The organism is Paraburkholderia lebeckiae, assembly GCF_014201005.1.
Classification (GTDB): domain Bacteria; phylum Pseudomonadota; class Gammaproteobacteria; order Burkholderiales; family Burkholderiaceae; genus Paraburkholderia; species Paraburkholderia tuberum.
The window spans coordinates 147,350-167,583 of sequence record NZ_JACHDK010000004.1 but is presented as its reverse complement, the minus strand read 5'-3'; the positions used below and the strand labels follow the sequence as shown (position 1 = coordinate 167,583).

General features: G+C 60.8%; 22 protein-coding genes and 2 pseudogenes. 13 read left to right on the top strand and 11 right to left on the bottom strand.

All coding sequences use genetic code 11. The features are described from left to right. Positions 1-74: 74 nt before the first annotated feature. Both HDG39_RS09925 and HDG39_RS09920 read left to right on the top strand, forming a co-directional pair. Positions 75-1,352: an MFS transporter gene (locus HDG39_RS09925; RefSeq protein ID WP_260327663.1), complete on the top strand. Its 1,278-nt coding sequence runs from the start codon at positions 75-77 to the stop codon at positions 1,350-1,352. Positions 1,353-1,357: 5 nt separating this feature from the next. After that, on the top strand, positions 1,358-2,194 hold the full coding sequence (locus HDG39_RS09920) for an SDR family NAD(P)-dependent oxidoreductase (RefSeq protein ID WP_184005478.1): 837 nt from the start codon (positions 1,358-1,360) through the stop codon (positions 2,192-2,194). On the opposite strand, the gene HDG39_RS09915 is transcribed toward HDG39_RS09920, so the two are convergent. Continuing rightward, positions 2,166-2,339, bottom strand: a complete 174-nt coding sequence (locus HDG39_RS09915) for a hypothetical protein (protein ID WP_162634037.1) — start codon at positions 2,337-2,339, stop codon at positions 2,166-2,168. The two genes, HDG39_RS09920 and HDG39_RS09915, sit on opposite strands and share 29 nt — an antisense overlap. A 98-nt stretch (positions 2,340-2,437) precedes the next feature. Between HDG39_RS09915 and HDG39_RS09905 the strand changes: the two genes are divergently transcribed. Next, a complete protein-coding gene (locus HDG39_RS09905) occupies positions 2,438-4,078 on the top strand; it encodes a 3-(methylthio)propionyl-CoA ligase (protein ID WP_184005476.1) in 1,641 nt (546 codons plus the stop codon). 79 nt (positions 4,079-4,157) lie between these two features. Continuing rightward, on the top strand, positions 4,158-5,303 hold the full coding sequence (locus HDG39_RS09900; RefSeq protein ID WP_184005474.1) for a porin: 1,146 nt from the start codon (positions 4,158-4,160) through the stop codon (positions 5,301-5,303). A 305-nt stretch (positions 5,304-5,608) separates the two neighbouring features. Here the strand turns inward: HDG39_RS09900 and HDG39_RS09895 are convergent, their stop codons facing one another. Next, positions 5,609-5,884, bottom strand: coding sequence for an SLAC1 family transporter (locus HDG39_RS09895; RefSeq protein ID WP_184005472.1), 276 nt, complete (start codon positions 5,882-5,884; stop codon positions 5,609-5,611). Positions 5,885-6,242: 358 nt separating this feature from the next. Here HDG39_RS09895 and HDG39_RS09890 point away from each other — a divergent pair, with 358 nt between their 5' ends. Both HDG39_RS09890 and HDG39_RS09885 read left to right on the top strand, forming a co-directional pair. Next, positions 6,243-6,599, top strand: a complete 357-nt coding sequence (locus HDG39_RS09890) for a BON domain-containing protein (protein ID WP_184005470.1) — start codon at positions 6,243-6,245, stop codon at positions 6,597-6,599. A 420-nt stretch (positions 6,600-7,019) separates the two neighbouring features. Further along, positions 7,020-7,331, top strand: coding sequence for a high-potential iron-sulfur protein (locus tag HDG39_RS09885; RefSeq protein ID WP_184005468.1), 312 nt, complete (start codon positions 7,020-7,022; stop codon positions 7,329-7,331). A 390-nt stretch (positions 7,332-7,721) separates the two neighbouring features. On the opposite strand, the gene HDG39_RS09880 is transcribed toward HDG39_RS09885, so the two are convergent. Then, on the bottom strand, positions 7,722-8,198 hold the full coding sequence (locus HDG39_RS09880; protein WP_184005466.1) for a bacteriohemerythrin: 477 nt from the start codon (positions 8,196-8,198) through the stop codon (positions 7,722-7,724). Positions 8,199-8,434: 236 nt separating this feature from the next. Between HDG39_RS09880 and HDG39_RS35010 the strand changes: the two genes are divergently transcribed. Then, positions 8,435-8,680 carry a hypothetical protein gene (locus tag HDG39_RS35010; RefSeq protein WP_311666791.1) on the top strand — a complete coding sequence of 82 codons (246 nt, stop codon included), beginning with the start codon at positions 8,435-8,437 and terminating at the stop codon, positions 8,678-8,680. Then, entirely contained in the window at positions 8,617-8,931 is a 315-nt protein-coding gene (locus tag HDG39_RS09875) for a hypothetical protein (RefSeq protein ID WP_184005935.1), read from the top strand. Before HDG39_RS35010 ends, HDG39_RS09875 begins: the two co-directional genes overlap by 64 nt. 267 nt (positions 8,932-9,198) lie before the next feature. On the opposite strand, the gene HDG39_RS09870 is transcribed toward HDG39_RS09875, so the two are convergent. The 3 genes from HDG39_RS09870 to pdhA are packed head-to-tail and all read right to left on the bottom strand — an operon-like array spanning position 9,199 to position 12,413. Further along, entirely contained in the window at positions 9,199-10,320 is a 1,122-nt protein-coding gene (locus HDG39_RS09870) for a dihydrolipoamide acetyltransferase family protein (protein ID WP_184005464.1), read from the bottom strand. A 4-nt stretch (positions 10,321-10,324) separates the two neighbouring features. Continuing rightward, positions 10,325-11,305 (bottom strand): alpha-ketoacid dehydrogenase subunit beta, encoded by a 981-nt coding sequence (locus HDG39_RS09865; RefSeq protein ID WP_184005462.1) that lies wholly within the window; start codon positions 11,303-11,305, stop codon positions 10,325-10,327. Next, complete coding sequence (gene pdhA, locus HDG39_RS09860; RefSeq protein WP_184005460.1) at positions 11,298-12,413, bottom strand: pyruvate dehydrogenase (acetyl-transferring) E1 component subunit alpha; 1,116 nt, start codon at positions 12,411-12,413, stop codon at positions 11,298-11,300. The genes HDG39_RS09865 and pdhA overlap by 8 nt, the downstream gene beginning before the upstream one ends. 203 nt (positions 12,414-12,616) lie before the next feature. Here pdhA and HDG39_RS09855 point away from each other — a divergent pair. After that, a pseudogene (locus HDG39_RS09855) lies at positions 12,617-12,845 on the top strand (integrase); the annotation flags it as partial. A 227-nt stretch (positions 12,846-13,072) separates the two neighbouring features. On the opposite strand, the gene HDG39_RS09850 reads toward HDG39_RS09855, so the two are convergent. Next, positions 13,073-13,858 carry an IclR family transcriptional regulator gene (locus HDG39_RS09850; RefSeq protein WP_184005458.1) on the bottom strand — a complete coding sequence of 262 codons (786 nt, stop codon included), beginning with the start codon at positions 13,856-13,858 and terminating at the stop codon, positions 13,073-13,075. Between the two features lie 127 nt (positions 13,859-13,985). On the opposite strand from HDG39_RS09850, the gene HDG39_RS09845 reads away from it, so the two are divergent. Both HDG39_RS09845 and HDG39_RS09840 read left to right on the top strand, forming a co-directional pair. Then, positions 13,986-15,329, top strand: coding sequence for an MFS transporter (locus HDG39_RS09845; RefSeq protein ID WP_409259187.1), 1,344 nt, complete (start codon positions 13,986-13,988; stop codon positions 15,327-15,329). A 4-nt stretch (positions 15,330-15,333) separates the two neighbouring features. Next, on the top strand, positions 15,334-15,780 hold the full coding sequence (locus tag HDG39_RS09840) for a type II 3-dehydroquinate dehydratase (RefSeq protein WP_090810774.1): 447 nt from the start codon (positions 15,334-15,336) through the stop codon (positions 15,778-15,780). Between the two features lie 73 nt (positions 15,781-15,853). On the opposite strand, the pseudogene HDG39_RS35005 reads toward HDG39_RS09840, so the two are convergent. Then, positions 15,854-15,967, bottom strand: a pseudogene (locus HDG39_RS35005) (NIPSNAP family protein); the annotation flags it as partial. Between the two features lie 11 nt (positions 15,968-15,978). Between HDG39_RS35005 and HDG39_RS09830 the strand changes: the two are divergent. Then, positions 15,979-16,443, top strand: coding sequence for a hypothetical protein (locus tag HDG39_RS09830; RefSeq protein WP_260327660.1), 465 nt, complete (start codon positions 15,979-15,981; stop codon positions 16,441-16,443). A 44-nt stretch (positions 16,444-16,487) separates the two neighbouring features. Here the strand turns inward: HDG39_RS09830 and HDG39_RS09825 are convergent, their stop codons facing one another. Then, a complete protein-coding gene (locus HDG39_RS09825; RefSeq protein WP_184005456.1) occupies positions 16,488-16,760 on the bottom strand; it encodes a hypothetical protein in 273 nt (90 codons plus the stop codon). Between the two features lie 302 nt (positions 16,761-17,062). Between HDG39_RS09825 and HDG39_RS09820 the strand changes: the two genes are divergently transcribed. After that, a complete protein-coding gene (locus HDG39_RS09820) occupies positions 17,063-17,878 on the top strand; it encodes a class I SAM-dependent methyltransferase (protein WP_184005454.1) in 816 nt (271 codons plus the stop codon). A gap of 23 nt (positions 17,879-17,901) precedes the next feature. Here the strand turns inward: HDG39_RS09820 and HDG39_RS09815 are convergent, their stop codons facing one another. Both HDG39_RS09815 and HDG39_RS09810 read right to left on the bottom strand, forming a co-directional pair. Continuing rightward, positions 17,902-18,207, bottom strand: a complete 306-nt coding sequence (locus HDG39_RS09815) for an acylphosphatase (RefSeq protein ID WP_184005452.1) — start codon at positions 18,205-18,207, stop codon at positions 17,902-17,904. Positions 18,208-18,316: 109 nt separating this feature from the next. After that, positions 18,317-19,405, bottom strand: a complete 1,089-nt coding sequence (locus HDG39_RS09810) for a hypothetical protein (protein ID WP_184005450.1) — start codon at positions 19,403-19,405, stop codon at positions 18,317-18,319. Positions 19,406-20,234 lie beyond the last annotated feature (829 nt).

The window sequence follows — 20,234 nt, the reverse complement described above, 5'->3', positions numbered from 1 at the left end:
GGATGACGAGACGGGCTGCGGCAGCGTATCGCATTCCGCCTCGCTTGCAGTGAATCCCTCAGGCACGGAGACAGATGATGTTCTGGAAGAAAAGCCCCCCTGCAGTTCTGGTGTCGCTCATGGTGATTCACCTGCTGGCGCACATCGATCGCAATATGCTGCTCGGTTTCTCGCCGCAGATTGTCAAGGATCTGGCGCTCAGCAATGCGCAATACGGCTTTCTGGTCGGTGCAGTATGGGTGATGAGCTTCGGCGTGATGGCGATGGTGATGGGTTCCCTTGCGGACCGCTTCAGCCGTCCACGGGTCATCGCCGCCGGCGTGCTGATTTGGAGCGCGTGCACGCTGGCCTCGGGCCACGCCCAGACCTTCGAGCAACTGGCGATCGCGCGCTTTTTCGTGGCCAGCGGCGAGGCGGCACTGGTACCTGCTGCCGCGGCCCTGCTGACTGAACTCTTCTCCGAGAAGCGGCGCGGTACCGCCATGGGGCTGTTCTTCATGGGAATTCCTCTGGGTGTCGGCTGCAGCTTCCTGCTTGCCGGCAGCTTCGGCGCCACGCATGGCTGGCGGACCACGTTCTATGTGCTGGGCATCCTCGGCATTGCCATCGCGTTGCCGCTGGGACTTCTGAAGGAAGACCGCAGCAAGCTAGCACCGCAGGAGCGCGGCGCGCCCTTCGTGCCGCAGGCGCTCGCGGTGATGCGTACCGTCGGCAGCGATCGCGCACTGTGTTTCACGATCGTCGGCTTCGTGCTGGTCCACCTGGTGTTTGCCAGCTTCTCGTTCACGCAGTTGTGGCTGGTCAACGAGCGTGGCATGAACGCAGCCGGGATTGCGACCCGGATCGGCGCGCTGCAACTGGCGTTCGGCACGCTTGGCGCGCTAGTGGGCGGTGTCATGGCCGATCGCCTTGCTGCGAAATTGCGGGGAGGACGCGCGAGTTTCATGGCGCTGCTCGTCGTCGTCTGCGCGCCGATGATGCTGGCGTACCGTTTCGTGCCGGCCGGTTCACCGCTGTTCTACATCGGCATGTGCGCCGGATTCTTCCTGCCGCTGGCGGTATATGGCCCGGCTGCTGCTGCCATCACGAGCATGGCGCCGCAGAAAATGCGCTCGACGGTCTTCGGTTTCACGATGCTGTCGATCAATGTCTTCGCGTTCGCCATTGGCAACGTGGTTGTCGGCATGGTCGCCGACCATTTCATCGAGGCTGGGGCAACCGCTCCTCTGACTGGCGTGCTGATCGCCACCGACGTGCTGGCGATCAGCTCAGCCCTGTTCTTCGCACTCGCGGCACGCGCCACAGGCCGGCAACGCGCGGCTGCGATGGAAAACATACAACCTGCGAGGTAATCAAGATGCAAAACCAACGTCAGAATCTGGAAGGGCGTGTGGCCCTCGTCACCGGTGCCGGTCGCGGCATGGGCGGTGCGATCGCCGTCGACCTGGCCCGCGCAGGTGCGCGAGTCGCCATCTGCGATATCGACACGCCGGCACTGGAACACACGCGCGCGGCAGTGGAAGCAGCTGGTGCACAGTGTCTTGCGCGGCGCTGCGACGTGTCGTCCAGCAGCGAAGTCGCCAGTCTGTTCGCCGCCATCGCCGAGCGCTTCGGCACGCTGCACATCCTGGTCAACAACGCTGCGCTCGTGCCCGCGAGACCAGTCGATACCGAGCGCCGCAACAGGCATTACGCGTATCTGACCACGCCGGTGCCGCGCCAGTCGCTGGGTTTCACCAGCAACATCAGCGATGAAGAGTGGCATCGATACTGGGACGTCAATGTGCACGGCCTGTTCTATTGCACGCGCGAGGCGCTCAAGCTGATGGAGCCGCAGCGCGACGGCAAAATCGTCAACATCGCGTCGATTGCCGGTATCTCTGCGATGAGCGCGCATAGCCCGCACTACAGCGCGACCAAAGGCGCGGTGGTCGCCTTCACGAAGTCGGTTGCGGCCGAAGTGGCTGGTGCCAACATTTTCGTCAATGCGATGGCGCCGGGAGGCGTGGCCACTCCCGAGTTCACGAAGTACTTCGAAGCCGCCGGCGAGGAAAAGCGCAACCAGTTCTGGCAAGTGTGCCCGGCTGGACGCCTTGGGACGATGGAGGAGTACGCGTCGATGGTGACCTACCTCGCCGGCGATCACTACCTCGTCGGCCAGGTAATCAGCCCGAACGGCGGCGCAGTGATTTGACCGCAAGCGCCGCATGACTCCACGCGAAGCCGTTGGAAATCCCTGCATCAATATTTGCAGGATGGACCAGAACAATAAGTTCTGACAAGGATGCTGGAGAACGCCCATCGAGATAGGCCTCTGGGAACAGATGAACGATCTGCAAAAGGCCGACCTTGCTGAATTGCTTGAATGCCGTGGAAGCGCAAAGGTGTCGCGGGCGGGGACGTCCTGCGCCCCTCTTCTAGAGAATGGACTGACGAAATGAACGGTTTGATGCTTCAAAAACGGTTGTTGATTTCCTCGCTGATCGTGCATGCCGATCGTCACCATGGCGGTACGGAAATCGTGTCGCGCCGGGTAGAGGGTGACATCCATCGCTACACCTTCCGCGACTGTCACCGCCGCGCCCGGCAGATGGCCAACGCGCTCACCCGTCTCGGCGTCAAGGCGTCTGACCGCATCGGCACGCTGGCATGGAACGGTTATCGCCACATGGAGCTTTACTACGGCATATCCGGCATGGGAGCGGTGATGCATACGATCAATCCGCGCCTGCACGTGGACCAGATCGCCTACATCGTCGACCATGCGGAGGACCAGTATCTGTTCTTCGACCTGACGTTCCTGCCCCTGGTCAAGGCCATTGCCGGTCGCTGCAAGACGGTCAAGGCGTTCATCGCGATGACCGACCTCGCACATATGCCGCGGGATACTGACATCGTCAACCTGCTGTGCTACGAGGATCTGCTCGAGCGGAGTTCTGCCGCATACGAGTGGCCGAACTTCGACGAGGATACCGCCTGCACGCTGTGCTACACGTCGGGCACGACGGGAAACCCGAAGGGCGTGCTGTACTCCCATCGCTCCGCGCTGCTGCATACCTATGCCGCAGCCCTGCCGGACGCGCTGAACTGCTCGGCGCGCGACGTGATTCTGCCGGTCGTGCCTATGTTCCATGTCAATGCATGGGGCATCCCGTACATCGCGTGCATGGTCGGGGCCAAACTGGTATTCCCCGGTCCCGGCCTGGACGGCGGATCGCTGTACGAGCTTATCGAATCCGAGGGGGTGACATTTTCAGCCGGTGTGCCAACGGTATGGCAAGGCCTGCTGACCCATCTCGAACAGGGCGGCCTGAAATTCTCGACCATGAAGCGCACCGTTATTGGCGGCGCAGCCTGTCCATCCACGATGCTGCGCAAGTTTCAGGATGACTATGACGTCGAGGTATTGCACGCGTGGGGCATGACTGAACTGAGTCCGCTCGGGACGGTCGGCGCGATGAAAGCCAGACACCTGGCGATGAACCCCGAAGAGCGCTGCGCTGTGCAATCGAAACAGGGGCGTGCCGTGTTTGGCGTCGATATGAAAATTGTCGGCGCAGACGGTCACGAACTGCCGTGGGATGGCGTGACTTCGGGCGAACTGCTGGTGCGCGGTCCATGGGTGGTGCGCAACTACTTCCGGAATGAAGGCGGAAACCCGTTGCGGATCGATGCCGATACTCACGGCTGGTTTCCGACTGGCGATGTCGCGACCATCGACGCTGACGGCTTCATGCAGATCACCGATCGCAGCAAGGACGTGATCAAGTCGGGCGGCGAGTGGATCAGCTCGATCGAAATCGAGAACATCGCAGTAGCGCACCCCGCCATAGCGAGTGCGGCCTGCATTGCGGCAAAGCATCCGAAGTGGGACGAGCGGCCGCTGCTGCTCGCCGTGAAGCGGCCTGAGGCACAAGTGAGCGCAGAAGAACTGCTGGCGTTCTTCGAAGGAAAAATCGCGAAATGGTGGACCCCGGACGCAGTCGTGTTTGTCGATGCGGTGCCGCTTGGTGCCACCGGCAAGGTGTTGAAGAACCAGCTGCGTGATGCGTTTCAGGACTATCTGCTGCTTTCATGAGTGGGCAGGCAGCCTCTGTTGTGTTGGGTGTCGATGCAAGTCGTTACGGGCCTTTTAAAGCAATAAAACTGGAGACGCAATGAAGTTGAACTGGATCGCAGCGGCCACGCTCGCTGCAATGGGAAGCACCACTTATGCGCAATCGTCGGTGACGCTGTACGGCGTCGTCGATTCGGGGCTGTTATATCAAAGCACCGCTGCGGCCTCGTTCAGTCCGGCGGCGAAGAACCTCGGGGCGGTCTATCGCTACAAGGATGGCGGTATCTATTCGAGTATCTGGGGCATGAGGGGCACCGAAGACATTGGCGGGGGCTATTACGTCAACTTCAAGCTGCAAGGTTCCTTCGACAGCGGCACCGGCAAGCCGGGTCTTGCCGATACGGCGGGTGCCACCGCGATCTTCAACCAGGTGGCGACTGTCGGCGTGTCCAGCCCGTTCGGCTCCATCAACGCGGGTCGGCAGATCGTGCCGATGGCCTATGCAATGGCTGAAACCGACGTCCGCTCGGCGAATTACTTCGGCAGCATCCTGACCGCGTGGATCGGCATGAATACTGCGGCAGGCTGGCAGGGTACCAGCACCAACGGGCCGATCGGCGCGCTGTACGACAGCAATGCGATCGTCTATGAGTCACCGAAATTTCACGGCGTGTCGGGCTTGCTTGAATATGCGCCAGGCGGTGTGGCGGGCAGCTTTCAGGGCGGCACGCGTGAGTCGGCGGTGCTGAAGTACTCGAACTATGGTCTCAATCTCTCGGCCGTGTACTACAGCGGACATGACACCAACCCTGGGCCGACGAGCATCGCCACAGGTCTTCGGAACAACCGCTTCTGGTATCTGGGTGCGAAATATACGACGCTCAATGGCATCTCGATGTCCGCGTCGTATAGCAATGGCGCTAACCCCGCGACGAAGAATGCAGCGAATCCGTTCGGCGGTACGAGCCTCGACCTGTATTCGGGCGGTCTCGGCTATCAGGTCTCGCCGGCGGTGAAGGTGACCAGCGGGATCTATTACCTCAAGGACCGCAACAACTCGAAGAACACATCGCTTGAGGTCGCTGGTGGCGCCGAATACAGCCTGTCCAAAACCTCGCTGGTTTATGGGCAGGTGGGTTGGGTCAACAATCACGGAAATATGACCCAATCGATTACCTATGGCCAGCCGGTGGCGCCAGGCATGGGGACGACCGCGGTTATGCTGGGCATGCGCCACGCGTTCTGAGCGTCGCTCAGATCGGGGCGCCCGCATGGATGACCGTTATACCTGGGACGTTGCCCCAGGGCGCTGCGCAAGGACCAGTGGCAGAGGCGGCTTGACGATGACCATCGGCTTTGCGCGAAACCGACCATTCGTACAGCGCGATTCACGAGCCGAGCAGATGACCGCTTCGGCCGATCATGCAAACTTTGAGATTATGGAAAGCACCCGGCGTCCCGTTGCAGAAGGTCAGGCTTTCTGTGTGTTCCGCGACGCCCGATGCGCGAACATGCTCAACATAATTTTCGCGTTCTCTGGTCTCGTAGTGTTCAACGAAGGCGACGTTCCAAGAGCTTCGAGCCAGAGCTGATTTGAAAGTGAAGCTGGGTGGCCTCAGCGTACAGGCAGGTCGCCGCGGAGTACATGCCGAGTGGAAAGACGACGGACCATTCACCCGCCGTATAACGAACTGGCTCGCCGATGATCACGTGCTTCTCGATAAAAAGCGCGGCAAGCGGAGGAATCCAGAATGTCGCCATGACCATCGCGAAGGACGTCGATTGGAATGCCTGCAGCCAGGATTGGCGTGGTTTCAACGCCGGCATTTATTGCTCTTCGACGTCGAATAACCGCCACCTTTGGGGATGCATGGTCAAATCGTCAAAGCGCCGGCGGTGGCAATGGAGGTTTTCACGGAGGTGCGAGACGCGATGATGTTCGCCGCGCTCTGCGTAGTCGCGTTGTGAAGCGTCGCACGCCGTGCTGTGCCGCCCGACGCCGTATACTCGGCAATGTGGACGGCAAGATTCGTGTATGCAGTCCAACTCAGGCAACGCACAGCTAACGCCAAAGGAACAACGCGAAGGCGAAGTCGCCACAACCCGGCAGCTCGCCTGCAAGCCGGACCGCTTCGTTTAGACGAAGTGAATGTACGAATGAACGAATTTGGATGTCATACCCGACATGCGAAACGCGCCATACATCAAAGGCCGGTTGCTGATCGTCGCGATGTTCGCGTTGCCCGCGTTCGTGTTCACCAACGGCTGTAAGTCGACGGCGACGGCGACGGCGACACCATCCGCGACCGCGCCGGGCGCAATCGCCACTGACGACGCTGCGCTCGCCCGCCGGGTGAAGCAGGCGCTTGTCGCGGACCCCGCGCTACGATCGTTACCGATGAGCGTGGCAACGTATCGAGGCGTCGTGCAGCTGTCGGGATATGTGGATTCAGAGGCACAGATTCTGAAAGCACTTGCGGTGACCCACGGCGTGCCGGGGGTGCAATCCGTGAGCAACGATCTGCACCTCAAGCAGCAATGACATGCGTTCGCCGGTAGACGGATGACACGAGAGTAACGCGGCACAGCGCACTCAAGCGAGCGCGGTCTCACAGCCGAAAACTCGGCGCGAGACCCTGGGCCGCTTCTGGAGCTCTCCGGACTTCGCTTTGGTCCAGCTCACAACGACAGCGGGCCGCGCAAGGCCATCTTCATATCGTGCCCCTCGTACCGATCAGCTTCTGCGTCACATCCAGTTCCACGATCGACCCTCCGTGGCTCGGTCATGCCTCGGCTTTCAATATATCGCATGTGATATTTCACCCAACAGGCCGGCCGCGAAACTGGTGTTCGACAATCGAAAGGTATGCCGATTGCTCATGTTATGACGAGGCGGTTTGCGATTGACCGGTTCACTGTCACTTTGTCACCGTCTGATTGTGTCTCGAAAGGAGTTTCGATCGTGTCGCTCTCTCGCCGTCATTTCATGATACTTGCCGCATCCGTTGCCTCAACGACGGTTCTCTCGACAAAGTCAAACGCGGACGCGCCTGTGCTGGCCGAAAACGATCCGACCGCACAGGCCCTTGGATACAAGACGGACGCATCGAAGGTCGACAAGACGAAATTCCCTCGGTACCAGACAGGGCAGACCTGCGCCAATTGCCAGCTGTATCAAGGTAAACCCGGTTCCACGAATGGTCCGTGTCCGATCTACGGAGGCAAGCTGGTCGACGCAAAAGGGTGGTGTAACTCCTACGTGAAAAAGGCGTAATTTACTTCTTGGCGAGCGCGCGGGGCTATATCTCGGCTTCCGTGGTTTCCGCTGAAATCCTGCCGACGCGGTTGCGCGCCTCGGGTTTGGGCGTGTCCGTTGCTTTCGGTCGAGTGGGCGCAATGGTTACGCCGCTACTGCTGACGAGTGCCTTCAGCACGACGGGCGCACCTTCCGCACCATTCTCCTACTGCTGGCGCTTGCGCTGCCCGGTCCGGTTGCCGCCGCGATCTGGTGGGTCAAGGGACGCGAAACCCGGAATATTTCGCTGAAGGAAGGTAGCGACGATGCGTTGACGGAAGCCGCAGGTCAGCAAGAATTCCGATCGCGCGAAGCATCAACGCTCGGAGAGCTGAAGGCCTGCAGAGAGAAATCCCTGCAGCTTTTTCTTCAAATCGTCCGTCTTAAGACAACAGGCTTTCCACCCATCGTCTGTTTCGTCATCCATGCAGCAAGCGCCGAATCCAGGTAGTCGGCGTGTCCCGGAAACCAGTTGTACAGATGCATGCCGATGTCATGCACCAGCGCGCAACCGGCCTGCCCTGCTTCGACCGCGGCTTTAACGTCTCGGACTGAATTCAGCACGGCTTCGTGCTCTTCGATGTGGCAGTCGCGCGGGGGAAAGTTTGTCGTGCGCATCCATTCGTCTTCCTGCTCGAAATGGCTGACGGCGTGTTTTTCGAATTCGTCGATTGCGGCAAGGGCGCTCGCATCGGTGCAGGTCACGAGCCGTAGCGCGACTTCATAGAATTCCTTATGCACGTCATCCATCGGCGTGAAGCCGAGTAGCCGTGCGTCCGACCACACAAGGCTGTTGTCACTTTCCCGCACAGGGGCTTCGACATCTTTCAATACAGAGTCTGTCATGTTCGATCAATCCGGCTTTATCAAGATCTATATCATAGCCGCGACATATAGAACGCCGCGAATTTCCCTGCATTCCACATAAGCATTGCCTTAAATGCCGTTCTGCATGCTGGTTCTGATTCAGGAAGTCCTGACGGCTGAAACCAGCATTTCCTGGGACGACATTCCTCCGGCGCCGATTGGACGCACGCACCGATCTCCATAGCATCGATTCATCGTCTATCGAAGGGAAAATCATCGCGGGCAACAGATCACTGCGTTCTGAGGTCGAAAAACTCGTTGGCCCGACGCGGGGCCGCGGGGCGTGCGTGCGTCTGCTGGGTCGCTCCCGCTCGGGTGGAACATGTCGCGTCCGCATTCAAATCGATCGGCCGACCGGGACGTTTTCACTCCTCTTCTTTCGCCATGGCGACGGCACATGGCACGTTTTTCCGCCGGGCCAGCGCCGTCCGGAAATGGGGATAGGCCGCCTGGCTGCCTGACGTTCGGCAAGCTGCGCGCGTGGCTCAGCGACTGGTACGACCATGCCTTCGCCGTGGGCTACATCCACCCGAACGATTCAGCCCTTCATGAAAGAATTGGCGCTCTGCACTTCCGGGCGGCGGAGACCATTGCTCGAAAAAATGGTGAAGTCAATCAACGAAACATCACGTTGTCGGGCGTTATAGCGGATTCGTTATCGAAGCGCACATGGAGCCGCGAACGGCCCGTTTGTCCGATGGAATCGCACTGACATATCGCGTCTCGTGGTCGTTAAGTAGAAGGACACGTAAACAACACGTCGCCGGTGACTCATGTGCATCGACCGCGAGGCTCGCGCTCTTATCGATGCCATGCTGGCAAATCACGCTGAGCACACGCCAGATGGTCTTCTGCAATCATGAATGCGGAGAAATTCGACCCATATTGGCGCGACGACCATTGACTGCTGCCCATCGCAAGGGCGACGCATGATGCGCGCGTGTCGCTGCCAGGACCCATGCATTGATGGGACTGGCGGCTACCACGCGTTCTGCAGATCCGCGATCGTCGCCGCCAGGAAGCGCGCCGCTTCGCCGCCTGTCACGACGCGGTGATCGAACGTCAGGCTGAGCGGCAAGATCCGGTGCACGGCAGGCACGCCGTCTGCCGCGACTACCTGTTCATGGATGCGCCCCGCGCCGAGGATCGCGACAGTCGGCGGCACGACGATGGGCGCTGCGTACTTCCCCGAAATCATCCCGAAGTTCGACAGCGTGATCGTGTTGCCGCGCATTTCTTCCGGCGGAATCTTGCGCGCGCGGATATCGGCGCGCATCCGGTCGAGACCACCGCGCAGATCCGCCGCATCGCGATGCGCGACGTCGCGCAGCACCGGCACGAAAAGCCCATCGGATAGATCGACGGCAATGCCGAGATCGATCTTCTCCAGTACGTGGCGCCGCCCCGTATGTCCGTCGAACCATGCGTTCAGTGCCGGCTCAGCGCGGCAGCCCGCGACCAGCGCGCGGATCAGACGGATCGTCACGTCGGTGTGCGGCGGCCACGCGTGAATGTCGGCATCGTCGATCACGGTCGCGGCGGCCACTTCGCTTTGCGCGCGCGCCATGTTGTGCGCCATCGCACGCCGCACGCCGCGCAGCACTTCGGGCGGGCCGACTTCGCCAAGTATCTTCGCGACGCGCTGCACGTCAGCCGCCGTGATGACGCCTTCCGGGCCGGACGGCGTCACCATCGAGAGATCGACATCCAGCTTGCGCGCAAGCGCGCGCGCCGCCGGAATCGCCTTGATCACACCGCCGCCGGCGCCGACGCCGCCGCCCGTGCCAAGCGACCCAGGCGCTTCCTGCACGATATGCTGGCCAACTTCCATATGGCCGACGACAGTGCCCGCGTCTGCATCGTCGCCCTCGCCTTCGAACGCGACAAGCGGCGCGCCCAGATGCACGATATCGCCCGTCCGTCCGAACAGCTTCGTGATGCGGCCGGATTGCGGCGACGGAATATCGACGATCGCCTTCGCCGTTTCGACCGACAGCAACGGTTGATCCGCGCGCACTTCATCGCCATCGTTCACATGCCATTCGACGATCTCCGCTTCCTGCAAGCCTTCGCCCAGGTCGGGCAGTTTGAAGATTTTCATGGCTTTATGACGCCTCCATAGCTTGCCTCACCGCGGCGACGATGCGCGAGGCACCTGGCATGTATTGATTCTCGAGCCGGTATAGGGGCACCACGACGTCGTAGCCGGTTACGCGCTGCACAGGTGCGAGCAGCGAATAAAGTCCGCGCTCGGCGATGTTGGCGACGATCTCCGCGCCGATGCCGCCAGTGCGCGAGCCCTCGTGCACGATCACGCAGCGGCCCGTCTTCGCCACCGACGCCAGGATCGTGTTCATGTCGATCGGCTTGAGCGTCGCGACGTCGATCACTTCGACCATCACGCCTTCCTGCGCGAGCAGATCGGCGGCGCCTTGTGCGTCCTGCACGGCTCCGCCCCAGCACACCAGCGTCACATCCGAGCCGTCGCGCAGCGTAAAGCAGGTGTCGAGCGGCAGCCCTTCGCCGTTGTCTTCCACTGTCTGCCTGAACAGCCGATAGAGGCGCGTCGGCTCGAAGAAGATCACCGGGTCGGGATCGCGAATCGCGGCCAGCAACAACCCGTACGCGCGCGCCGGCGACGAAGGCGTGACAACGCGCAAGCCGGGAATGTGCGCGAACAGGGCTTCGGGGTTTTCGGAGTGATGCTCGGGTGCATGGATGCCTGCGCCGCACGGCGCGCGGATCACGAGCGGACAGGTGAGGCGTCCGCGCGTCCGGTGCCGCAAACGCGACGCATGATTGAGCACGTGATCGATCGTCGGATACATAAACCCGCTGAACTGGATCTCGGCGACGGGCTTCAGTCCCATCGCCGCCATGCCGATTGCGGTGCCCGCGATCGCTGTTTCGGCGAGCGGCGTATCGAGCACGCGTTGCGCACCGAAGCGCGCCTGCAGGCCGACCGTCGCGCGAAACACGCCGCCATTCACGCCGATGTCCTCGCCGAGCAGCACGACGGCGGGATCGTGTTCGAGTTCGTACGCGAGCGCCAGATTGAGCGCATCGATCATGTTCAGATCAGCCATGGTCGTTGCCTCCGTTCCGACCATGCCGACCATTGCCCGCTATCGGCGCGAATCGCTGCGCGCTTTCCAGTTGCTCACGCATTGCATGCGGCAGGGTCTCGTACAAGTGATCGAACATCGCGGATGTATCCGGCGGCGGCACGGCGAGATACGCTTCGACGGCTGCTTCGACCTGCGCGTGACACGCGCGGCCGAGTTGCTCGTCCTGCGCCTTGTCCCAGACGTTTATCCGCATCAGATACTTGCGCAAACGCAGCAGCGGCTCGTAGTCCCATTGCTTCTGAACCTCATCCGAGTCGCGATAGCGCGTTGCATCGTCGGCGGTGGTGTGATCGCCGAGTCGATAGCTGAGCGCTTCGATCAGCGTCGGGCCGTCGCCTCGCCGCGCTTTCGCGAGCGCCGCATGCATCACCTGATGCACGGCAATGACATCATTGCCGTCGACCTGCAAGCCGTCGATGCCCGCCGCGATTGCCTTCTGCGCGAGCGTCTGCGCCGCGCTCTGCGTGCTGCGCGGCACCGAGATCGCCCACTGGTTGTTGTTGACGACGAGCACGAGCGGTGCCTGCCAGACGCCCGCCATGTTCATCGCTTCGTAGAAGTCGCCCCTCGACGTGCCGCCATCGCCGAAGATCGTCACGGCGACGCGCGGCTCGCCGCGCAGCTTGAACGCGTAGGCCGCACCGGCGGCATGGCACACCTGCGTGCCAATGGGGACGCAATTCGGAAAGTCGAGTCGCGGCACGCTGAACTCGCTGCCGCGTTCGTCACCGCCCCAATACAGCAGGCTTTCCGTCATCGTGACGCCGCGCAGCAATTGCGCCGCATGATCGCGATACGAAGGGAACAGCACGTCATCGGCTTGCATCGCGCTCGCGACGCCCACACCGATCGCCTCCTGCCCCACCGACGATGCGAACGTGCCGAGTTTGCCAGTGCGCTGCAGCGCAACTGCTTTGGTATCGAATGCGCGGGTCAGCACCATCGCACGATAGAGGGAAATCAGCGCCTCAGGTTCCTGCGCAAAGGCCGGCAATGGCTGCACGGGCTCGCTTTCGGGACCGAGATATTGCGTATACCCGATGTGAAAACTGGCAGTCGTGGTCATGACCGCCCTCCTTGTTCTTCAGATCTCGAATGCGTGCAGGAGATCACGTGCACAACCCGTGCCGGTTGGCGCGGACGTGCCCGGCGCCCTGAACGGCGGTTCGGGCGGCCTTATCTTTTGACAGGGAAAGCGGGTATAAGGTGCGAAATTTTCCTGCTGTGTAATGCGTGCCAATGCAGGCGGAGAAGCGCACGCAGAGGCATGACTGGCGGCCGTTCAACGGTAGCCTGTCGGCGCGCTCGGTGGCGCATGCGCTGTCGGTTCTGGGGCGCGCTGTTCCGCTGGCTGATCGAGCAGCACTATGTGCTCGCCAATCCGTTTGCCGGCGTCAAGGTGCGGGAGGCCAGCGGCGCCAGCGTGCTGGATACATCACACGCGTTCAGCGAGGGCGAATGGGCGCTCGTGCGCACGATCGCCGATGGACTCGAGTGGTTACCCCGGTGCCAACCAGACATAACGCAGCGACGGCAAGTCGTCGTGGCCGCCTTTGTCAGCGCGTTTTGGGGCGAAGCCCGAGTGTGATGGCAGCATGGCGCCCGACCGTTAGTTGCGCATCCGACAGGAAAACGTTCGGTCATCTGCGCCAACGTATCGGAGACCGCAGTTCGGCGCGAAGCGGACGAAGTTCGCCGGTCGGATGGCTTTACACTTGTGTCTCGTCATCCCTTGCCGAGCGGCGGCCGACTCGGGAATCCCGCCATATTGCTCAGCTGGGCCAGTTCATTCGCCGCCTCGCGCAGCGGAATCGAGTACTCGTGAATCTTCTCGGTCGTCAGCCGCACCCGCGGACCGGCCAAACTGATGACGCCGACGCAACGCGAGCCGCTCACCACGGGCACCGCCACCGCTGACATGCGCGGGGCAAACACCTCGTCGATCATCGCGTAGCCACGCACGCGCGCAGCGTGCAGGAAGCCCAGCAGCGCCTTGAGCGTCGTCGGCGCATTGGGTCCAAACTCATTGGGCTGTCCAAAACCCTGCTTCAAAACCAGTGTCGCCGCCTGTTCGTCAGTCATTGTCATCAGCCATGCGTGTCCGGTCGACGTGCATGAAAGTCGTGCTGCCTGGCCCATGTCAGGATCGTAGCGAAAGCCGATGCGCTGTCCGTCCGCCTTCCCCACCCAGATGATTGCTTCGCCGTCCACCAACGACAGCCGCGCCAGTTCACCTGTCTGCGCAGCGACGCGTTCGATGATCGGCTGGGCGATATCCGCGATGCCCGTCAGGCTCAGGAATTCCAGCCCGTTCGACGTCATACGCATTGTCAGAATGTAGCGGCTGTGATCGACCAGTTGCCTGACATAGCCGCCTTCGATGAGCTCGGCGAGCACGCGGTGGCACGTGCTGCGGGGCAGGGACAAAGCGTCGGCAATCGCCAGAAGACCCGCGCCTTCGGCTTGCGTCGCCAGGAAATCAAGAATTCTCAGGCCGTTTTTGAGCGACATTTCGCGTGATTTTCATTATGTGCAATGCAGTTCCGGTGCGGAACGCCTCGCTTTCTGAGCGCAAACAATAGCACTTGTTCGTCGCCAGAAACGAACGGTTCGACATATGAAGAATTCAGGAGACAACATGTCATTTTTTGCTGATTCAGGCCTTGCCGCGGAACAACAGTCCGCGCAGGCTCATTTGATGGCGCGTCGGGCGGTGGCAGGCGCAACCGTCGGAACGGCGCTCGAATGGTTCGACTTCGCGCTGTATGGTGTGGTCGCGGCCACGATCTTTCCAAAGCTGTTTTTCCCATCGCTGGACCCGACCGCCTCGCTGCTCGCGTCGCTGGCTAGTTTCTGGGCAGGGCTGGCCGCCCGCCCGCTAGGCGCGGTGATCTGCGGGATGCTCGGGGACCGTTGGGGACGCCGCAAGCTGATGCTTATCACCGTGTCGGTAATGGGAGCTTCATCGTTCCTGATGGGGCTGTTGCCCACTTACCACCAGGTTGGCATCTTCGCGCCGACGTTGCTGGTGACACTGCGCATCATCCAGGGATTCGCGCTTGGCGGCGAGTCGACGGGCGCGCAACTGATGGCGGTCGAGCATGCACCTGCTAACCGACGCGGTTTGTATTCGGGCCTGCTTGGCATCTGCTCGCCACTCAGCCAGATTCTCGCCAACTTCTCGCTCTTTACACTGGCCGCGGTGCTTTCATCGGACGACTTCGACTCCTGGGGATGGCGAGTCCCGTTCCTCGCAAGCTTTGTGCTGGTGCTGCTGGGCATCTACATCCGCAGGAAGGTTAGCGAGACACCCGCCTTCGAGGCGCTCAGGAAGAGTGGCTCGCCCACACGCGCTGCCAATCCGCTAGGCACCGTTTTCAAATATCACTGGCGCACCGCGCTTCGCCTGACGCTGTTCTTCTGTGGCCCGGCCGCACTGTTTTATCTGATCGTGGTTTTCTCGCTCAGCTATCTGACGAAACACCTCGGCGTACCAAAGCAGACCGGTTTCATGCTGCTGATGGTTGCGAATGTCTGTGCCATCGCGGGAGCGCTGGCGGGCGGTTATTTGAGCGATCGGATCGGACGTAAACGTGCGCTGATGATCGGCTCGTTCTGCACGCTGATCTGCTGCCTGATCTACTTTCCGATTCTCAACCAGAACTCGATCGCCATGACGATGGCCGTGATGGGCGCCTTCCTCGGCTTCACACAGTTCCAGAGCGGCATCCAGCCGGTGTGGTTCGCCGAGTCGTTTCCGACCGAGGCGCGCTACACGGGGTCCGCACTGTCGTACTCGGGAGCCAACCTGCTCACCGGCGGCCCGATGCCCATCGTCGCCGTGGCGCTGCTCAATGCCTTTAACGGTTCCCCTTGGGCCATCGTAGCGGTCTGCGGCTCGCTGAACCTGATCTCCTTCCTGATGATCGCAATATCCCGGGAAACCAAAGACACGGCCCTGGAACGCTCTTCTACACACTGACACCATGACTCGCAAACTCTACATCCTCAATGGCTCCAACCTGAACATGCTGGGCGCGCGGGAGCCTCATCTTTATGGAAGCACTACGCTGAAGGACATCGAACAGAACTGCCTCGCGCTGGCCGACGCCCTCGAGTTCGACTGCGTATTCCGACAAACGAACAGCGAAAGCGAGTTGATCGACTGGATCCAGGAAGCGTTCTTGCAGGACGCCGCGCTGATCATCAATCCAGCCGGCTTTTCATTCGGTCGGATTCCGGTGCTCGACGCAGTCAAGCTCATCCGCCGACCAGTAGTGGAATTGCATATCACCAACATCCACCGACGCTCGGAGGAATATCGTCACTCGACGATTTCGGTGGCGGCTACGGCGGTAATTTGCGGGGCTGGCGCAAACGGATACTTGCTAGCAATCCGCGCGATTGACGATCTGTGGGGCAACCAGACCTGAGCCGGCTCCTCTATTCATGAAGCACGCGGGCTCCTCGATGGAGCCCGCTTCGGCCGCGGCACCGGCTTACTCTGCCGAGCGGATGTCCAAGCGTCTCGAGCAGGATTGGCATGGCGAGCCTGTCAAACACGTCGAGAAACTCGGGCATCTTGCGCAGCGCGATCGTGTAGACCCGGAAATCCAACAGGGGAACGGCGCGTGAATCGGGCGATCGACTCCGAACTGATAGGGCTCGACATCAAGGGCTGGCTGATGTCGGCGTCCGTCAGCGCGGCGCTGTTGCTGGCGTTTTCGATTGCATGGCTGCTCGAACGAATCGGGCACGGCCACCTGACACCGTACATCGACCCCGGCGTGCTCGCACTGCTGACGCTCGTCCTGATTCCGATGCCGATCGGAACCGTGATCGGCGTGGTCAAGGAAGTGTTGCTGATCACGCCGCCGGATCTGGAGCGCGAGCTGCTTGACCTGATGCAACAACTGACCGCCGACTACGGCTTCGTCAAGCACTCGCACTATGCGACGCGCGGCGGCCGCGGCCTGTTCGTCGAGGTGCATATCGTGTGCCCGCGGCGATGGAGCACGCCGGCGTCCGCCAACTCGATCAGATCCGCGACAGGATCTCGCGCGCAATCGGCGAATCGGGCCCGGACCGCTGGCTGACGATGGCGTTCACGCGCGACCCGCGCTGGTTGTAACTTTCGCGACTAGTCCCCGAACGGGTTGCCGGTGTCCTTCACTTCGGTACTGAGGTTGTATTCCGCACGCATGGCCTTGAGTACGCCCTCGATGTCGCGCTCGAAGCCGATCGCGTTACCGAAGTGGGTCATGTTCCAGTTGCAGCCTGTCTTGTCAGCCTCTTGCAATTGCGGCCGCGGCACGCGAATCTTCACGCCATCCTCGACGATTTCCTGCAGTCGATGGATTCGCCGACTGACCTCCTGCTGAAGCTGCGAGGCATTAAGCGTCTTGCGTATCATCCAGGTCTCCTCCCGGTTGCTCGAGCCAGTCTAACGCAAGTGAGGCGATTCGCGACCTGGCGCTGAAATGCGAAGCGCCAGAGAGAAAGCAGGCGTATTGGTTCGTGGGGGTGCGTCAGCCAGCGCCGACGAGCGCGAAAGTCTGGCGGCTTTAGACGACGTTGGTTGTGCGTCGCACCACACATTCGTTCGGCTTCTCTGTCGCCGGCCTGGATTGTTTCCCCGATAGCCAGACATACGGATTACGAGGAACATAGGCATGCGCTAAAGGTTGCCAACGTGTAAAACCGGTGGGGGTAAGCATGGGACAACTCGACTTCAGTACCTTCGAGCACGAAGGTTGGGAGCGGGTCGCGCAGGCCTATCATGAGTATTTTGGTGATCTGACCGCCCAGTCGAACCAGGCCATGCTCGAAACCCTCTGCATTCGGCGGGGAGCCCGTTTTCTCGACGTCGCCTGCGGCCCGGGCTACCTCGCGGCCGCCGCCGCGCGCAGCGGCGCGGATGTGGCCGGCGTGGATTTCTCGGTCGCGATGGTCGACAAGGCGAGACGCGTCTTTCCGGCACTTGAGTTCCGCGTCGGCGACGCGGAGGATTTGCCGTTTCCCGACGCAAGCTTCTCGGCAGTGGGAATCAGCTTCGGAGTGTTGCACTTTCCGCACCCCGAGCGCGCACTCGCGGAGGCGTTTCGTGTACTGCAACCTGACGGCAGAATCGCCTTCACCGTATGGGCGACACCGAACAAGGCGGTTGGCTTCGGCATGGTGTTGAAGGCGATCGAGGAGCACGGGACGACCGACGTACCCGTCCCGCCGGGACCACCCTTCTTCCGATTCAGCGATTGGGAGGAATCGAAGCGCATGTTGCTCGATGCCGGATTCGTCCAACCGGAGGTGCGGGAGTTGGACCTCACGCTCGTGCTTCGTGCTCCCACTACACCTTTTCATGCACTCCTTCGTGGTGGCGTGCGGGTTTCCGCGTTGCTACACGCGCAGACGCCGGCCGCGCTAGCGTCTATTGAACGGGCCGTCGCACACGACGCGGAGGCGTATCGCAGCGATACTGGGGACCTGCGGCTTCCGATGAGCTGCGTTCTGGCTTCCGCGCTCAAGCCTTAGGGGAGCGGATTGACTCAACTCAACTAGACCGTCGCGGCGAGCCTGAATTCATCGAACCTGGCTACTGGTGGCGATAGTTCCTGGACTTCCAGACGGTCCACCAGACCTGCATGGGCACCGTCAACCAGCCAATGACAGATTCGCTCGAGTTCTTCAGCGTGTCCTTGCAACACAGCCTCGACCGAACCGTCCATCCGGTTGCGCACCCAACCCGTGATGCCTCGAGCCGTGGCCTCGTTGATGCAAGCCTGCCGGTAACCTACCCCCTGCACGTGACCATATACCCTGACCAGTCTGGTCCGTAAATCGGTATCGAACTGTGGCGTCATGATGCACGTAACTCCAGGTCGGATAAGACGCAGCGCAATTGCCTCTGGTCGCTGTCGCTGTCAGTCCGCAAACAAAAGCTCTGCTGGACACGAATCGCGGATTCGACGGTCAACCTCCGCGCGCCTCGTCAGTTTCGCCTGCCGAGTCTGTCGCCTCCCAATCCGCCTTCGTCGTTGCTGCTGGCGTCACCGGCTTCATACGTGTCCACCATGCGGTATTTGCCGGTGCATGGAAGCGGAACTGCGTGCTCCATGCCGCCCAGAACTCCCGCTGTGCGGCCTGGGACGTCGGGAGAACAAAACCTAACTTCTCAGCGAGTGCCGGCAGATAAAGGTCAAACGCTGATTTGACGACGTCGCCCCAGCTTCTTGCCGCTAGAATCGCAAGCCGATACGCAATTGCCGCAATGGCGGCCGCAATCGCAGCGTTCAGAAAAAGATCCGCCAACAGGTAATTACCGGCCAGTCCGTCCGCAAGCCAGATATCAATCGCTCGCACAAAGGTAAAGATGGACGTAAAGGTACCCAGAACGACGAGTCCGACCAGAAAGTCAACTGGAGCTCTCGAATCCGCAATGATTGCCTGATAGTCCTTTGGGATGACTGCAAGAAGACGCGGCCATACGAATATGCTGTCAACCTTATAGACTTCGCTCGAGTAACCCTCGAATGCACGCAACGTGTTCCCAAAGGCCGTAGGAAGAACGAGATTTTCATACCGGGGGAAATCACGGGCGTTCCGCTCCTGGTTGCGGTACAGCCTCGCCCTTACGGTGGCCCGGTTCGATTCAGCCTTTCGGTATTCCAACGATTCCTTTGAGGCTTTAAGCCGCTCGATTGTACTGTTCTCTGTAGCGAGTTCCGTACGGAGGCGTTCTATGAGGTCCAGCTGACGATTGCGGCGATTTCGCTCATCGCGCTTCCAGGCCTCGCGATTGAATGGCCATTTGTATCCTTCGAGGACCTGATAAAACCAGTTGTTCAATACCAACAGGATCAGCGATAGGACCCATACGATTAGGAGGAAAGAGAACAAACTTCCAACCTTGTCGCTGTCCGAGGTCACTTTGTGTAGCAAATCGCAAAATGCCGGGATATCGGCGTTTGCCGCGAGAAAGCCTGTAAAGCCAAGCAGGGCCGGCAAAAAGAAGCCGAGGATAAATGCTTTGTCCAGCAGTTTCGATAGGCCCGAGAGCATCGGAGATTATCCCTTGGCAAGTTCAGCGACGCACTGGCGGTGGGTTGTCGTCATCTGGGTCCTGCTGCGACTGTCCCGGAAGACCTCCGAATTGAAGAGCCCGGTGAACGGCATTCAAATCGATGCTTGCCAGTTACTCGATGTTAGTACAGCTGTTCGGTAGGAGGAAACAGTATATCGGTGCGCACGCCGCAGAAGTGTCACGTGGACTTCGCAGCAAGTGAACTATCGCCGGGTTCCTCACTGCCTCGCACATAGGATTGTTCAAGCGATTGGCACAGGACAATCCCTGAACGCTTGCCGGGCAATGTTCAGGAAAATGCGGGCCCAATTCTCCGCAGCGAAATGTTGGTTTCGGACCGTCGCAGCCCGGTCAAGGTGTAGGGTGAGTCCCACCACCGAGTCCCCGTCGCCACTGTCACGCGAGCACTCAACGCCTACACAGCCGGTTAGCGGCACACTTGCCTGACAGCCCCTCCGTCGGCACGGCCTTTGCATACAGAAACCGCGTCAACCGGAGATAGCCATGATGCAATGTTTTGCGGACTTCGCTCCCAAGCAAGCGCTGCGCGGCAGTGCAGCCGTACTTGCTGCCACCCTACTCCTAACAGCATGCGGGACGGGGATCGCGGCATTCGCCGGACTGCTTCCGAAATCCGACGGGGTAGCGATCGCAGTGACCGCTACGCCGTTGGTCGAACTGCAGACCACGATGACGAATCTAATCGAACCCGGTTACGAGGACATTTCCGCAACTGCTGACTAAGCTCGCCCGCAAGCTCGGCGGTGCCGCGCCGCGCCGCGTGATATCACTGTCGGAACCGACTTC

Coding starts and splice junctions, on each gene's coding strand:
- HDG39_RS09925 (WP_260327663.1), top strand. CDS start 75: ATGATGTTCTGGAAGAAAAGCCCCCCTGCAGTTCTGGTGTCGCTCATG.
- HDG39_RS09890 (WP_184005470.1), top strand. CDS start 6,243: ATGCGAAACGCGCCATACATCAAAGGCCGGTTGCTGATCGTCGCGATG.
- HDG39_RS09905 (WP_184005476.1), top strand. CDS start 2,438: ATGAACGGTTTGATGCTTCAAAAACGGTTGTTGATTTCCTCGCTGATC.
- HDG39_RS09810 (WP_184005450.1), bottom strand. CDS start 19,405: ATGCTCTCGGGCCTATCGAAACTGCTGGACAAAGCATTTATCCTCGGC.
- HDG39_RS09840 (WP_090810774.1), top strand. CDS start 15,334: ATGACTCGCAAACTCTACATCCTCAATGGCTCCAACCTGAACATGCTG.
- HDG39_RS09875 (WP_184005935.1), top strand. CDS start 8,617: ATGGCACGTTTTTCCGCCGGGCCAGCGCCGTCCGGAAATGGGGATAGG.
- HDG39_RS09850 (WP_184005458.1), bottom strand. CDS start 13,858: ATGTCGCTCAAAAACGGCCTGAGAATTCTTGATTTCCTGGCGACGCAA.
- HDG39_RS09870 (WP_184005464.1), bottom strand. CDS start 10,320: ATGAAAATCTTCAAACTGCCCGACCTGGGCGAAGGCTTGCAGGAAGCG.
- HDG39_RS09895 (WP_184005472.1), bottom strand. CDS start 5,884: ATGCCGGCGTTGAAACCACGCCAATCCTGGCTGCAGGCATTCCAATCG.
- HDG39_RS09880 (WP_184005466.1), bottom strand. CDS start 8,198: ATGACAGACTCTGTATTGAAAGATGTCGAAGCCCCTGTGCGGGAAAGT.
- HDG39_RS09920 (WP_184005478.1), top strand. CDS start 1,358: ATGCAAAACCAACGTCAGAATCTGGAAGGGCGTGTGGCCCTCGTCACC.
- pdhA (WP_184005460.1), bottom strand. CDS start 12,413: ATGACCACGACTGCCAGTTTTCACATCGGGTATACGCAATATCTCGGT.
- HDG39_RS09900 (WP_184005474.1), top strand. CDS start 4,158: ATGAAGTTGAACTGGATCGCAGCGGCCACGCTCGCTGCAATGGGAAGC.
- HDG39_RS09845 (WP_409259187.1), top strand. CDS start 13,986: ATGTCATTTTTTGCTGATTCAGGCCTTGCCGCGGAACAACAGTCCGCG.
- HDG39_RS09865 (WP_184005462.1), bottom strand. CDS start 11,305: ATGGCTGATCTGAACATGATCGATGCGCTCAATCTGGCGCTCGCGTAC.
- HDG39_RS09825 (WP_184005456.1), bottom strand. CDS start 16,760: ATGATACGCAAGACGCTTAATGCCTCGCAGCTTCAGCAGGAGGTCAGT.
- HDG39_RS09820 (WP_184005454.1), top strand. CDS start 17,063: ATGGGACAACTCGACTTCAGTACCTTCGAGCACGAAGGTTGGGAGCGG.
- HDG39_RS09815 (WP_184005452.1), bottom strand. CDS start 18,207: ATGACGCCACAGTTCGATACCGATTTACGGACCAGACTGGTCAGGGTA.